Source organism: Thermomonas sp., from assembly GCF_025993755.1.
In the GTDB taxonomy this organism is placed as follows: domain Bacteria; phylum Pseudomonadota; class Gammaproteobacteria; order Xanthomonadales; family Xanthomonadaceae; genus Thermomonas.
Window position 1 is genome coordinate 1 of the sequence record NZ_JAMQHN010000166.1, and the last position, 13,328, is coordinate 13,328.

The 13,328-nt window shown below is 66.9% G+C and carries 13 protein-coding genes; 1 reads left to right on the forward strand and 12 read right to left on the reverse strand.

Translation table 11 applies throughout. From position 1 onward, the window contains the following. From Q0X16_RS12115 to Q0X16_RS12160, 10 genes are all read right to left on the reverse strand, one after another. Positions 1 to 543 (reverse strand): glycosyltransferase family A protein (locus Q0X16_RS12115; protein WP_297834801.1); only part of this gene is annotated, 543 nt, incomplete at its 3' end. Continuing rightward, the gene (locus Q0X16_RS12120; RefSeq protein ID WP_297834803.1) at positions 540 to 1,697 is read right to left on the reverse strand and encodes an NAD-dependent epimerase/dehydratase family protein; all 1,158 of its coding nucleotides are present in this window, start codon (positions 1,695 to 1,697) and stop codon (positions 540 to 542) included. The genes Q0X16_RS12120 and Q0X16_RS12115, both read right to left, overlap by 4 nt. Beyond that, on the reverse strand, positions 1,694 to 2,698 hold the full coding sequence (locus tag Q0X16_RS12125) for a Gfo/Idh/MocA family oxidoreductase (protein ID WP_297834805.1): 1,005 nt from the start codon (positions 2,696 to 2,698) through the stop codon (positions 1,694 to 1,696). Before Q0X16_RS12125 ends, Q0X16_RS12120 begins: the two co-directional genes overlap by 4 nt. Further along, positions 2,695 to 3,702, reverse strand: a complete 1,008-nt coding sequence (locus Q0X16_RS12130) for a galactosyltransferase-related protein (RefSeq protein ID WP_297834807.1) — start codon at positions 3,700 to 3,702, stop codon at positions 2,695 to 2,697. The genes Q0X16_RS12125 and Q0X16_RS12130 overlap by 4 nt, the downstream gene beginning before the upstream one ends. Positions 3,703 to 3,713: 11 nt before the next feature. Continuing rightward, the gene (gene asnB / locus Q0X16_RS12135; RefSeq protein WP_297834808.1) at positions 3,714 to 5,570 is read right to left on the reverse strand and encodes an asparagine synthase (glutamine-hydrolyzing); all 1,857 of its coding nucleotides are present in this window, start codon (positions 5,568 to 5,570) and stop codon (positions 3,714 to 3,716) included. Then, positions 5,570 to 6,487, reverse strand: coding sequence for a glycosyltransferase family 2 protein (locus Q0X16_RS12140; RefSeq protein WP_297834810.1), 918 nt, complete (start codon positions 6,485 to 6,487; stop codon positions 5,570 to 5,572). Before Q0X16_RS12140 ends, asnB (Q0X16_RS12135) begins: the two co-directional genes overlap by 1 nt. Before the next feature lies 1 nt (position 6,488). Continuing rightward, on the reverse strand, positions 6,489 to 7,499 hold the full coding sequence (locus Q0X16_RS12145) for an STELLO glycosyltransferase family protein (protein ID WP_297834812.1): 1,011 nt from the start codon (positions 7,497 to 7,499) through the stop codon (positions 6,489 to 6,491). 19 nt (positions 7,500 to 7,518) lie between these two features. After that, positions 7,519 to 8,802, reverse strand: coding sequence for a glycosyltransferase (locus Q0X16_RS12150; protein WP_297834814.1), 1,284 nt, complete (start codon positions 8,800 to 8,802; stop codon positions 7,519 to 7,521). After that, positions 8,799 to 10,646, reverse strand: a complete 1,848-nt coding sequence (gene asnB, locus Q0X16_RS12155) for an asparagine synthase (glutamine-hydrolyzing) (RefSeq protein WP_297834816.1) — start codon at positions 10,644 to 10,646, stop codon at positions 8,799 to 8,801. Before asnB (Q0X16_RS12155) ends, Q0X16_RS12150 begins: the two co-directional genes overlap by 4 nt. Further along, positions 10,622 to 11,371 carry a hypothetical protein gene (locus tag Q0X16_RS12160; protein ID WP_297834818.1) on the reverse strand — a complete coding sequence of 250 codons (750 nt, stop codon included), beginning with the start codon at positions 11,369 to 11,371 and terminating at the stop codon, positions 10,622 to 10,624. Before Q0X16_RS12160 ends, asnB (Q0X16_RS12155) begins: the two co-directional genes overlap by 25 nt. On the opposite strand from Q0X16_RS12160, the gene Q0X16_RS12165 reads away from it, so the two are divergent. Beyond that, positions 11,348 to 11,947, forward strand: a complete 600-nt coding sequence (locus Q0X16_RS12165; protein ID WP_297834820.1) for a hypothetical protein — start codon at positions 11,348 to 11,350, stop codon at positions 11,945 to 11,947. The two genes, Q0X16_RS12160 and Q0X16_RS12165, sit on opposite strands and share 24 nt — an antisense overlap. A gap of 84 nt (positions 11,948 to 12,031) precedes the next feature. Here the strand turns inward: Q0X16_RS12165 and Q0X16_RS12170 are convergent, their stop codons facing one another. After that, complete coding sequence (locus Q0X16_RS12170) at positions 12,032 to 12,799, reverse strand: FkbM family methyltransferase (RefSeq protein WP_297834822.1); 768 nt, start codon at positions 12,797 to 12,799, stop codon at positions 12,032 to 12,034. Between the two features lie 58 nt (positions 12,800 to 12,857). Further along, positions 12,858 to 13,328: methyltransferase domain-containing protein (locus Q0X16_RS12175; protein WP_297834824.1), on the reverse strand; the 471-nt coding region annotated here is incomplete at its 5' end.

The window sequence follows — 13,328 nt, forward strand, 5'->3', positions numbered from 1 at the left end:
CAGATCGCACCACGGGCCGATGGCATCGGTGACGCTGCGCCGGTACAGCGGGGTATGCGTGCACCACCAGCGGTCCACCAGCAGGCCGGGAAACAGCGCATCGTGCCGCTCGCCGGTCCACTTGAACGGCGCCGCCAGGACAGCGCCGTCACTGTCGATCAGGCGCGTCCTGCCGTAGGCGATGCCGCACTCGGGCTGCGCGCGCAGCGCCGCCACCTGCGTCGTGAACTTGCGCGGCAGCAGACGGTCGTCGCTGTCGAGGTACTGGAGGAACTCGCCGCGCGCCAGCTGCCTGCCCGCCTCGCGCGCCGGCCCGGGTCCGCGATTGGGATTGCAGACGAGGCGCACCACGCCCGGATGCGCGGCACAGAGCGCCTGCGCGACTTCGCGGGTATCGTCGGTCGAACCGTCGTCGGAGATGACGACCTCGACCGGACGATGGGTTTGCTCCAGCACGCTGGCAACCGCCTGCCGCAGCATCGCCGCCCGGTTGTAGACCGGGATGATGGTGGAGACCAGGCCCGCGTCCAGTTCCGTCGTCATCGTCCGGCCTGCGCCTGCGGGTCCGCGGCGGTGTGCGGCGGCGGATGGTCGAGGCCGGCAGCGGACTGCAGGCCCAGTTCATCGGCCATGTGCCAACGCACCCAGCGCCGGACGTCCTCGACGCCCTGGTCGAACGTCTTCACGGGCCGATAGCCGAGGATGTCCCTGCTCTCGCGGAGATCCAGCTTGCCCTTGCGGGCGAATTTCCGGAGATCCCACAGGCCCGGGAAGCCGCGGCGCGCGAGCGCCAATTCCGTTTCGCGCAGCGCACGCCGCAGCGCACGCACGGGGAAGGATTTGCCCGGACCGGACAGCGCCATCACGGCGGCCGAACAGCGCTCCCGCAGCCAGCAGAGCGCGGGCACCAGTGGATTGCGCGACGACACCGAGCCGACCTGCTGTCGGGGCAACAGGGCCAGCAGCGGCTGGAAGAACGCACGCCAGGTCATGTCCTGTTCGTCGGTGACCAGGAACGCCTTGCCATCCAGATCCGGCCGCACCGCCGCGAGGATCAGCGCCTCGACCAGATTGTCCACGTACACCGCATGACAACTCCCGGCGCCCTCGTCCACCCAGACGAACCGATGCTCCTTCATGGCGCGCAGCGGGCCCACGGTGAACAGCTGGGAGCGAGGCCCCCAGACGAACGTCGGGCGCACGATCACGCGATCCTCGATTCCCCTGCCCACCTCGCTGCGCAGCAAGCGTTCCGCTGCGATCTTGGAGGCCGGGTAGGCGCGCCCGCCGTCGTCGTAATGGCGCTCGTCGAGCGGGCCGGTCGGCGGATTGGCGCCAAAAACCGCGATCGAGGACACGTGGACGAAACGCGAGATGCCCGCTTCTTCCGCAAGTTGGAGCAGGGTCCGGGTGCCATCGACGTTGGTGCGCATCAGCTCCGCACGGCTGCTGCCGCCGCTGGCGCAGTGGATGACGATGTCGCAGCCGGCCATGGCGCGGCGCACGGCTTCGGCATCGTTCACGTCGCCAACGAACAGATCCGCCCGCGTCCGGCTGACCCAGACCGCCTTGGAAAGATCCCGCACCAGGCAATGGACCGCCGCCACCCCTTCTTCGAGCAGCAGCTTTTCCGCCAGCCGGCCGCCGACGAAGCCGCAGCCGCCGGTCAGGAACACCCGCTTTCCCGCCAGCCTCACCACACCTCTCCCGGCAAGGGCGCGAGGGCCGGCAAGGGGCGTGCCCGCTTGCTCCGATAGCAGGCTTCCACCAGCCGCACGGCGCGCGTCGCCTCGCGGAAACCCACGGCCGGCGTGCTTCCGGTTTCGACCGCGCGGGCGAAATCCTCCAGCTGGGCGATCGCCGGCGCCAGCGCGTCTTCGCTGTCCTCCCCGATCACTCGCGTCTGCCGTGAGTCGCCGCCAACGACGTCGATCCGGTGGCGCGAATAGGTCGGCAGTTCCAGCCTGCAGGTGGTGGTCTCGATCTCGATGACGTGCCGGAACCGGCTGGTTCGGCTCATCCGCAGATGCGCGCGGACGCCTCCGGGAAATCCGAGGCGGAGATCCACGTTGCTTTCCAGCCCACCGACGGCATCGTCGGCATATTCCACGCTTTCGGCATCCCCGAACCACCACAGCAGGCTGTCGAGCGGATGGATGCCGGCATTGATCAGCACCCCGCCCGGCACCAGTTCCTTGAGGACGCTGTAGCCGGAGGCGCTTTTCCACGAATACGGATTGCCCTGCGACACGAAGGCGCGCAGCGGCCGGCCGAGGCTGCCGTCGCGCAGGCCATCATGAACCCAGCGCCGCGCCGGCCAGAACCGGTAGACGTGAGCGCCGGCCGCAACCAATGCCGGGTTGCGGTCCGCCAGTTCCTGCAACGCCTCGCACTCCGCGACGGTGTTGGCCAACGGCTTTTCCGAAAGAACGTGCAGGCCGTGGGCAAACGCCTCGGCCACCACCGCAAGCCGGACATGCGGCGGAGTGACGACGAGGACGGCATCGACCGCCTGCGCGACGTCGGCAAGACTGCGTCCGACCCGGGCGACCGCATATTCCGCGGCCAGCGCCTGCGCCCGTCCGAGGTCGGGATCGACCAGTGCCGTCACCTCCAGCGCCTTGCTGCGCGCGGCGGCGGGCATATGCGTCTGCTGCGTCATCAAGCCGCAGCCCACGATGGCCAGGCGCAGGCTCATTGCGGCAAGCTCCGCAATGCGCGAATCCTGTCCTCACGCGGCACCGACAGGACTTCGGTGGTGAAATCGTCCCCACACTCCCGTGCCTCGGGGTTCTTCTTCCCTTTTTGGTACGGATGCCAGAGATGAAGGAACGGAAGATATCCGTGGAAGAAGCCACGAAGCGTCTGGCAGCGGTCGTAGAACTCCAGGTCTTCGCCTCCCCAGCCGACGAAGCGCTCGTCGAAACCGCCGATCGCCCAGAACGCTTCGGAGCGAATGGCGACCGTACCTCCCACCCAGTTCTGGGTGATCCGCGCCGGAACGATAGTCGAAAGTTCACAATGCCCCCGCGCCATCTGGATCGATCGACTCGCCAGCGCGTCGAGATAGAACAGGAATCGCTGGGGGAACGCCACATCATTGCCCGCCACGTCGAAAAGCCGGCGCAGTTCCTCCAGGTAGCGGTTCGGCACGACGAGGTCGCCATCATGGAAGACCAGTATCCGCCCCTTGGCATGCCGCGCGCCCTCGTTCATCGCGAAACACTTGTGCCAGCGCGTGTCGCCCTTCGGATGCGGCAGGTGAAGATAGCGCGTGTTTCCCGGCAAGGATTCCAATCGCCTGGATTCATCCTGTTCGACGACGATGCATTCCACCCCGGCGCCCGATCCTGCGATCGAACGGATGACGGCATGGAGCTGCTCGGTCCTGTCTTCGCCACGAAAGGGAATGATGAAACTCACATCGGGGTTTTCCGAGAACGACACCTCGGCCGCGGATGAGAAGGACCATTGCCTCGCCGCCACCCGAAGCAGCCTTGCCCCGATGCCCGGAAAGACATCGCAAACGTGCAGCGTAGAAGTCTTGTCCGACAGGACCCGGGTTGCCAGGGGCGCATCGATCTGCGTCGTCACGTCCGCACGGTTGCGCAAACGCACCCATTCGCCTTTCTGCAGAGCGGACAGTGCCGGAGGAACGTCGAGGATCACGGCACCGACCGTCCGCCTTGCCGTTTGCAGCATCTTTCCCAGTCTCACGCTGCAACCTCGGCGGTTCGTACGCCGGTCGCTCGCTGCTCGAACAACCATCTGCCGGCCCACTGTTCCAGAACGAACAGCAACCACAGTTTCAGCCGATGATTGCTGCCAAGGTCCTCGGCAATCCAGCGATCCAGCGCCTTCGCATCGAGCATTCCCGCGCGGACCAGCGAGCCATTGCGCACGCAGTCCCGCATCGCTTCGGCCGCAACGAATCGCTCGAGCGGGAATGAGAACCCTTGCTTGGCCTTGTGCAACACGGATTGTGGCAGCTTGCGCTGCGCAATATTCCGCAACGCGAATTTCCCGCCGTCGTCGGGAGAATTCATTTCGCCTGGCAGGGAAAGCGCCAGTTCCACCAATCGGTGGTCGAACATCGGGACGCGCACTTCAAGGCCATGCGCCATCGATCCTCGGTCCATCCGCGCCAGATTGCTGTCGACCGTATACGAATCCAGATCCCACAGCTGGCAATCGCGAGTGCTCAGCCCGGATCGCGCGCGCGCAACCGGAATTTCCGGATTTTCGGCGGCATCGGCGCCCAGCCATTCCGGAAACAGCCGCGCAAGTTCATCGGTCGCAAAGCTCGGGCACATCTGCAGATGGTAGTACTCGCTTGCATTCGCGCACCCCGACGGCCATTGACGACCCATCCCCAGGCGCCGACGAATCCGTTCGACCGCCCAGCTGGCGCGCCGCCTGGCGTTCCCGGCAGGATTTCGGTACCGGCGATATCCGGCAAACAGCTCATCCCCGCCGTCGCCGGACAAAGCTACCTTGACGTGACGCGCCATGGCACGAGACAAGAACCACGTCGGCACGACGGCAAGATCGGCAATCGGTTCGTCGTACGCCTCGAACAAGGCCGCAACATCGCTGGCACCACTTCCATGCTGCCCGATGCTGTCGATCTCCTCGACCACGTGCGAGGTTCCAAGGTAGGAGGCAACGCTGTGCGCATCCTCGCGCTCCGACCCTTTCCATCCAGGAAAATCGGCAAAGAAGGTCCGGACGCCGGGGGCATGTTGCGCGGCGAAGCTGGATACCAGCGACGAATCCAGCCCGCCGCTGAGAAAACAGCCCACCGGGACATCTGCCGCAAGCTGCTCACGCACCGCAGAATCCAGAAGATGATCGATCTCTTCCAGCGCCGTCGCTTGGCTGCACTGCGGATCGACGTCTGGTCGCCGCCAGTAGCGATCGACGACGGCCGCCCCGGTATCGGGATGAAAGGACAAAGTGCAGGCTGGCGGCAGCCGCTCGACCCCATTCCAGATACTTTGATGGCCGTAGCTGAAACCACGGCGCAGAAACTGCACGACCGCTCCTGCATCGGCAGCCGCCGCCGTTGGACTCACTCTGATCAATGCCCGCGGCTCGGACGCGAAAGCGAACTCTCCCCCGCGCAGCGTGTAGTAGAGCGGCTTGACGCCCAGCCGATCGCGAGCGAGGAACAGGCGCCGCCGGCGCTCGTCCCACACCGCGAAGGCGAAGATTCCGCGCAGCCTCGAAACCACCGCATCGCCCCACTCGGCGTAGCCGCGCAGGAGGACTTCGGAGTCGGTCCGCGAGCGGAAGCGATGCCCGCGCGCTTCGAGTTCGACGCGCAGCTCTCCGAAGTTGTAGATCTCGCCGTTGTAGCTGAGTTGCAGCGCGCCATCCTCGCTGGCCATCGGCTGCCGGCCGGCATCGCTGAGGTCGATGATCGCCAGCCGGCAGTGCGCCAGATAGACCTCGCGATCGGCGGAGGCCCACTCTCCGAATCCGTCCGGCCCCCGGTGGCGCAGGCTCAGCGCAGCCTCGCGCAGGCCGGCGTGATCGCGACGTCCCACCATGCCGAAGATCGCGCACATCAGCGCAGCCCCAGGCGCCTGGCTCCATGCGACAGGGCCGACCGCAGGGCATTGCCGCCGGGTACCAGGCTTGGCAAGGGATAGCGGCGCGCCAACTTCGGGCAGGCGCACAGGGTGCGCCAGCGCAGCGCCACCCGCGCCCATTCGCCGCGCGGCGGATCGTAGCGGGCCGTCATCAACAGCTTGCCGGCGCGTGCCAAGCGTCCCCGCCCCGACGCATCCAGTCGCGGCATCAGGTCTTCGAGCATCCGCCCGTAGTCGCGGGCGATCCGCGCGCCCTGGGTATCGCGCTGCGCCTCGTGCATCGAGCGCTGGGCCAGCAGCCGGTCGAGTTTGCGCGCGGGGGCATCCAGCGCCATCCGCAGCCACAGGTCCGTGTCGGCGGCATAGGGCACCTCTTCGCGCCAGCCGCCGAGGGCCCGGGCGCGCTCCATGCGGAAGAAGGTGGACGGTTGCGGAATCCAGCAATTGTCCATCGCCAGCACGCGTTCCAGCGAGAACGGCGCAAGCTGCGTGCGCGACAGTTCCCTGCCCTCGGCATCGACCTTGGCCACGTCGCCGAACACGAAGGCCAGCGCCGGGTCCGCCTGCAGCGCTTCGACCCCGGCGCGGATCGCGCCCGGCAGGTAGAAATCGTCGGAGCTCTGGATGCCGCCGATCTCGCCGCGCGCGCGCGCGAAGCCCTTGTTGACCGCCTCGACGACGCCGCGATCGGGTTCGGACACCCATTGCAGTTCCGGATGGCTCGAAAATTCCTGCAGGATGGAAACCGTCTCGTCGGTCGAGGCGCCGTCGATGACGATCACCTCCAGCGGCCGGTAGTCCTGCGACAGGATCGACTCCAGGGTGCGGCGGATGAAGCGGCCCTGGTTGTAGCTGGGGACGATGATCGAGACCAGCGGCCGGTTTCCGGACATCTCAGCCGCCACGCCGCGCCGTCTCCAGGCCTTCCCGCCACGCGGCCAGCAGCTCCAGTTCCGCGGGCGCGAAGAACCCGCGCGCGACCAGCGCCGCATAGCAGCGCTGCAGGTTGTCGGCCACCGCGTCCGCACCGGGAAGCAGCGCGGTATCGGCCAGCACCTGCACCAGCGCGCGGTTGCGCTGGTAGCCGGGGATCTCGTCGTTGAAGTCGCGCATCAGGTCGTGTTCGTTGCGGTCCTGCACCACCTCGGCGGCGTGGAAGACCACACCGAGGCCCAGTTCCCACAGGCAGCGCTGGGCGATGAAGCTGCGCCAGATGTCGGTCATGCGGAACGAGCAGTGGCTGGGCAGGTAGAGCAGCGGGAACGCATCCGGCCACCACCAGGTGCTCTGGCTGTTGAACGGGCACCAGCAGCCCGGCGCCAGCACCACGCTGGGGCCGTCGTCGAAGTCGAACGGCGCGTCCAGCACCAGCCGCCAGACGGCATCGACATCGGGCGACCCGTTGGCCAGGCCCTGCTGGATCGGCGCGCGCACCGTTTCCGGCGCGCCAACCGCCGGTGCCTGCGCCACCGCGCCCACCACCGCGTACAGCGGGAATCCACGCGGCCAGATGCGCCCCGCACTGAAGCAGCGATAGGCGTTGACCCAGCCCGGCTCCGCGATGCGCCGCGCGGCGACCCGCTCCTCGCGCAGCGCCCACGACGGCAGCGGGGCATTGTCGTCGTCGGTTTCATACAGGCAGGTCGCGCCTTGCCGGATCGCTTCCAGATAAGCGATGTTCTTGCGGGTGTAATGCCCCACCGGCCCGCGCCGCGCCAGCTCGAACGGGGAGCGAAGCTGCGCTTCCAGGTCGAGGAACACCGCGCCCTCGGCATCGAAGCGCGCCGGGCCTTTCCTGTCGCCGGCAACGACCAGCGGCACGGTCAGCGGCCGCAGGCGCGACAGCAGCGCGTCGACCGCGGCGGTCGGCGGCTGGATGGTGGTGATGACGCTGAATGTGGCCACTGCTGTTTTTTCCATGGTGTCATCCACTCGTCGCCCTGTTCCGTTCATCGCACAGGGCCCGATACATCCTCAGGTAGTTGCCCGTTACATCCTTCTGGTCGAACAGGGCACGCACATGCGCCAGTCCACCTTGTACCAGGCGCTGACGGAGCGCACTGTCGCCCACCAGACGCACAAGGGCGGCCGCGAGCGCCGCCGTGTCCCGGCGCGGCACGACCAGACCGCCCACCTCGTGGGGAACTACTTCGGGGATTCCCCCGCTGTCGAATGCGGCAACCGGGGTGCCGCAGGCCTGCGACTCGGCCCCGATCCGGCCGAACGTCTCCACTTCGGAAGACACCAGGGTGACGTCCGCAGACTGGTAGCAGCGCGCCATGTCCGCCGGTTCGGTCTGGTACGGGAGGACGGTCGCCGGAACCCGCAGCTGGCTTGCGACCTTTTCCGCCGAGCGCCCGATGACCAGCGCACGCACGCCGGAGCGGCCTTCCAGCGCATTCACGGCCGCAACCGCATGGTGGGTGGCGATCCCGAACCGATGCCATTCCACCGTCTGCCCGGCCAGCAGCACGACGGTTTCACCTTCGGCGATGCCAAGCGCCTTGCGCTGCCACCCGCGCTGCTCCGGCGTGGCCGGCTTGAAAACATCCAGGTCGATGCCGTTGTAGATCCGGGTGACGGGTTTTCCGGCGAGGATCGGGCTCTCCGCAACGCGCTGCTTGACCTCGTCGGAAATCGTCACCACGTGGAGATCGGATCTGGCGAGGATGCGCCGCTTGCGCAGCCAGTTGTGGTGCGTGCCGTCGCGCGGGATCGCCGGCGGCAGCTTCAGGTCGGGGCAACTGCCACAGCCGGTCTGCCAGCGCATGCAATCCATGTACACCGCGCAGTGGCCGGTCAGCATCCAGTAGTCGCGCAGGGTCAGCACGCCGGGAATCCTGCGGGTGATGGCCGGCAGCACGGACAGGTCCGCGTAACCGGATGAGCCCCACAGCGAATGGAAATGGACCACGTCGAAGCGTCCATCCAGCATCCGCGGCAGCGCGCGGAAGCTCGGGTTGTAGATGTCCTGCCAGCCGAGGCTGCGTTCCAGCGCCCGGGCGATGCGGCGCGAACCGGGGATTCCGCGCACATAGGGGATTTTCACGACGCCGGGCTCGTCGGTGCGCTGTTCCCCGACGAACAGGGTCGATTGGTGGCCAGCGGCGCGCAGCCCGCGATGCAGCGACATCACGCTGCGCTCGGCGCCGCCGCCGAAATCGGCGGCGTGGACCAGCGCGATCCTGAGCGCCGTGTCCGCGCTCACGCGGCCTCGGTCGCCCGCCACTGCGCCAGCATCAGCAGGCTCCACAGCTTGTGGCCGTGGTCGGCACGCTCGCCGTGCTCGTCGATCAGCCCGCGCAGCACGCCCATGTCGAACCAGTTGTCCAGTCCGGCCGCCGGATCGAGCAGCCGTTCGCGCACGCCGTCCTTGTTCGCACCGCCCAGCCACTCGCCCACCGGGATCGAGAAGCCGCGCTTGGGCGTATCCAGCATGTCCCAGGGATAGAAGCGGCTGGCCGCTTGCTTCAGCGCGTATTTGCCGCACCAGCCGCCCCCTTCGCGCTGGCGCAAGCGCAGCGACGGCGGCAGCGCGGCCACCGTTTCCAGCAGGCGGTGGTCGAGCAGCGGAACGCGCACTTCCAGACCGTGCGCCATGCTGGCGATATCCACCTTGGTCAGGTTGTCGTTGACCAGGTAGGTGTCGATATCGACGCTTTGGCAACGGCTCAGGGCGTCGCCCCTGCCCGCCGCGACGAACCGCTGCCGGTTCCACTCGCGGGTGGCGGCGACGTGCTGGCGGAATTCGCCGCGCCACAGCAGCAACCGCTGCGCATCCGGAATGCACGGCGAGCGCCCGTACCAGGCTTGCGCCAGCGTCGGCGCGGCGCGCAACAGGCCGGCGCCGCGCAGAAGATTTCCGGCCACCCGCCGCAGCCGCCGCGCGCGGCCGGCCGGCTCGCGGTACAGCTGGGCCAGTTTCGGGAAATACGAATAGCCGGCAAACACTTCGTCGCCGCCGTCGCCGGACAGCACCATCGGCACCTCGCGGCGCGCCTCTTCGCACACCCGCCAGGTGCACACCGCCGAGCTGTCGGCGAACGGTTCGCCGTAATGCCGGGCGAGCCGAGGCAGCAGGCCCAGCGCATCCAGCCCAACCACGTGTTCGGAATGCCGCGTGCCGGCCAGTGCGGCAAACTTGCGCGCCGGTTCGCGCTCGTCGAAGCCTTCGGCGTCGAACCCGATGGTGAAGGTCCGCAGCGGCGTTTGCAGCGTGCGCGCGGCGTAGCCGACCACCGTGCTGGAATCCACCCCGCCCGACAGGAAGGCGCCGAACGGCACGTCGGCGACCAGATGCGCCGCGACCGCCTCCTGCAGCGAGGCATCCAGCGCTTCCACCCAGTCGGCATCGCTGCGGTGCACGTCGGAGCGCCAGCGGAACTGCCAATAGCGATTCGGGCCTTCGACGCGGCCGTCGGCGCCGATCCGCAGCCAATGGCCGGGTTCCAGCTTGCGGATTCCGCGATAGATGCTTTTCGGCGCCGGAACGTAGAGCAGGTGCAGGTAGTGATCCAGCGCATCGAAATCAATGCCGCGATTGGCGCCCGGCCAGGCGCGCAGGGCCTGCAGCTCGGAAGCGAATGCGAACCCGTCCTTCCCCAGCGCATAGCACAGCGGCTTGATCCCGACCCGGTCGCGCGCGAGGAACAGCTCCTGCTTGCGCCCATCCCACAGCGCGAACGCGAACATGCCGCGCAGCCGTTCCAGCACGCCGACGCCCCACTCCGCATAGCCGTGCAGGATGGTTTCGCAATCGCCCTGGGTGGTGAAGACGTGCCCGCGTGCGAGTAGCTCCGCGCGCAGCTCGCGGTAGTTGTAGATCTCGCCGTTGGCCACCAGCCACAGCGTCCCCTCGCGGTTGCCGATCGGCTGCCGGCCGGTGGCCGGATCGATGATGGCCAGCCGCCGGTGCGCCAGCGCGACCGGGCCTTCTGCGTGCAGCCCGGCGCCATCCGGTCCACGATGCGCCAAGCGCGCGCCCATCGCCTCGGCCAGCGCCGGCTGCGCCGGCTGGCCGCCGAAGTTCAGGAAGCCGGCGATGCCGCACATGGCGCGGGCGCCTCCTTGCACTCCTGCATCGACGGTCGTTCGTCCCGGGTCTGCAGTTCTATTCCGAGAAATTCCGCAAAGCTGTTGCGGAAGCGTTCCACCGAGAACATTTCCGTCAAAGCGGCCGCGCCGGCATCACATGCCTCCCGGCGCAGCGTCGGATCGCCACACAGTTCGCGCAAGGCCTCGCCAACGGCCTGCGCATCGAGTTGGGTGACGAGTGCGCCAAAGGGATAGCGTTCGAAGAACGCCGGCAGCGAGGCATGCGGTGGCGCATGCAGCAGAACGGGCGCACCGGCCGCAAGGTAGGTCGTCAGTTTCGACGGAAACGACCACTGCGCGAACGGGCGCCAGCGGGATTCGAACGGCTGCGGGAGATAGTTCACGGTACAGCCCGACAGCGTCGAAACCACCTCATCGACCGTGGCAAGGTAGCCGAGGCATTCAATCCGGCGCGGCACCGCCGACAGCAGGTCGAAGCGCTGGCCCATCAGCACCAGGGTGATTTCCCGGCCATCGATGGACCAGCCGAGGGAATCGAGCGCTTGGAGAAGGCAGTTGAAGGCGCTCCGGGCAGTGACGCTTCCGGCAAAGCCGATCCGGATGGCGCTTCCTGGCTCGTGCATGCCAGGCATCCTTAACGCCGGTTTCAGGCCGTGGCGCAGGATGACGGAGTCCTTGCCATATCGACGACGGTATTCGTGCTGCATGGTCTCGCCGATCACCGCCAGCCCATCCGCGCGGCGAATCGCCGCATCGAAGTTGCGCCGGCATTCCCTTGCGGTGAAGCGATCGAGCTGGAAGTACCCGACGTTGTGCTCGATGTCATCCCAGACCGTCACCCGCAAGGGCAGGCCCAGGGCATCGGCCACCGGCGCGGCCAGCGCGATCGATGCCGGCGTATCCAGAATTGCCCAGACTTCCTCGACGCGCTGCTGGCGTGCGTATTCGACGCAGGCACGAACCGCCTTGTCGATGCGCCGACGATTGGCCAGCGTCATTCGCAGCCAATCGAATGCCTTTCCAACGAGTCCGAAACGCGACTGCGGACGACATTCAATTCGGCAACGCAGCACGCGAAGGGAATTGCCGAACGCGGTCGTCGTCTCGCAGGCGACATCCACCCCGTCCACGACATGCACGACGAAAAGCGAACCCACCGAAAGAAAGCGCTCGAGATCGGACAGGAAGATGCTTCCGACGCCGAAGTCACCGGGCGCAGTCCCGGTCAACAGCAGCCACCGTGTCTCAGTAGGACCCACGCGTCTTCACGTATTGCAAGAGGGAGCTGGACACTTTAGTAACGGGCCTGGCAACTGTGCCTGGCACATGCAGCACTCGGCCATGCCTCGTTCTCACGGAACCGACGTACGGACAGACCCGATTCATACGACGGCCATGTGTTTATTACGAAGGAACAGAGCATCGGCAAACAACACCCGTTTGCCGTCCTTGCTGGTGAACTGTTCGATGTTTCCTCGGTATTCGAATCCAAGCAAACGCATTTGATCGTGGATCCCCGCAAACAGGGGCTGCCCGACATAGAACTCCTCGAACGAAACCTCCAGAACAACCGCATCGGCGGCTCGAATCGTCTTTTCGCCGCCAGCGATGACGCTCAACTCATAGCCCTGCACGTCGATCTTGACCAGCAGCGGGTGTTCCAGCCCCCCTTGTCCCGTCGCCCAGTCGTCCAGCCGTTCCAGCTTGATTTCGACCTCTCGATGCTCCGCAGATTGCGGCCATTCCTTGCGGTGGATCTCCGCCATTGGAAGCAGCGAAGAACTTGGCGAAAAGGCGCTCTGGTGCATGGTCGTGACCCCGGACTCGGCGCTGAGCGCGAGCGGATGTGCGTGCGCAAGCGGATCGCCCTGAAAGCGCGCCACCAGCTTTGCATGCACTTCCGGCAGCGGCTCGAACGAATGCACCTGTGCTTGCGGCCACAGCTTGCGGGCAATCGCGGCAAACTGTCCTTCATTGGCGCCGATATCCAGCACGGTCCGGAAACCACGTCCCGACAGAATCCGCCAGGCATCCAGTTCCTGGTCACGCTTCCCAGCAAGCCGTGCGGCTTTGATGTTGCGCACCAATCGCACTTCGACCCCGGCGGCATTGAGCAGCCGGTGGGCAAGATCACGCAGGGGCATGGTCATTCCTCAGCATTCCGGGATCGTCACTCTGATGGGTGCGCGCAGCTGACCGCAATGGATTTCACCGGTCGCGTCTCGCCTGCGTCCCGCCGACTCTAACCTCGAACACCGCCACGCAGTGGTCTTCCAGGCTCATCGCCCACGGTACCGATTGCATGTGGCGCAGGCCGCGCAGTCCCGGCAGCGCGTGCAGCAGGCGCTGCGGAATCCGCCACAGGCCGCCACGTTGGCGCATGCCCCAATAGGCAAGCCGTGCGGCATCCTGCGCGCGCGGGGCGTGGCGGTGCGGGATCGTCTGGAATTCCCGCAGCCGCAGGCCACGTTCCACTGCGACGTGACGAAGGAATCCGCGGGAGATCACCGACAAGTGCTGCGGCGTCTGCAGATACCAGTGCCCCGCGCCCAGCCATCGCCAGGTCCATGCATCCAGGTCTCCCGAACTGACGATCAGCACGCCGTCGGGTTTCAACAGACGTGCCAGACGGCCGATCGCCGTTGCAGGATCGGGTACGTGTTCGATCACGTCGAACAG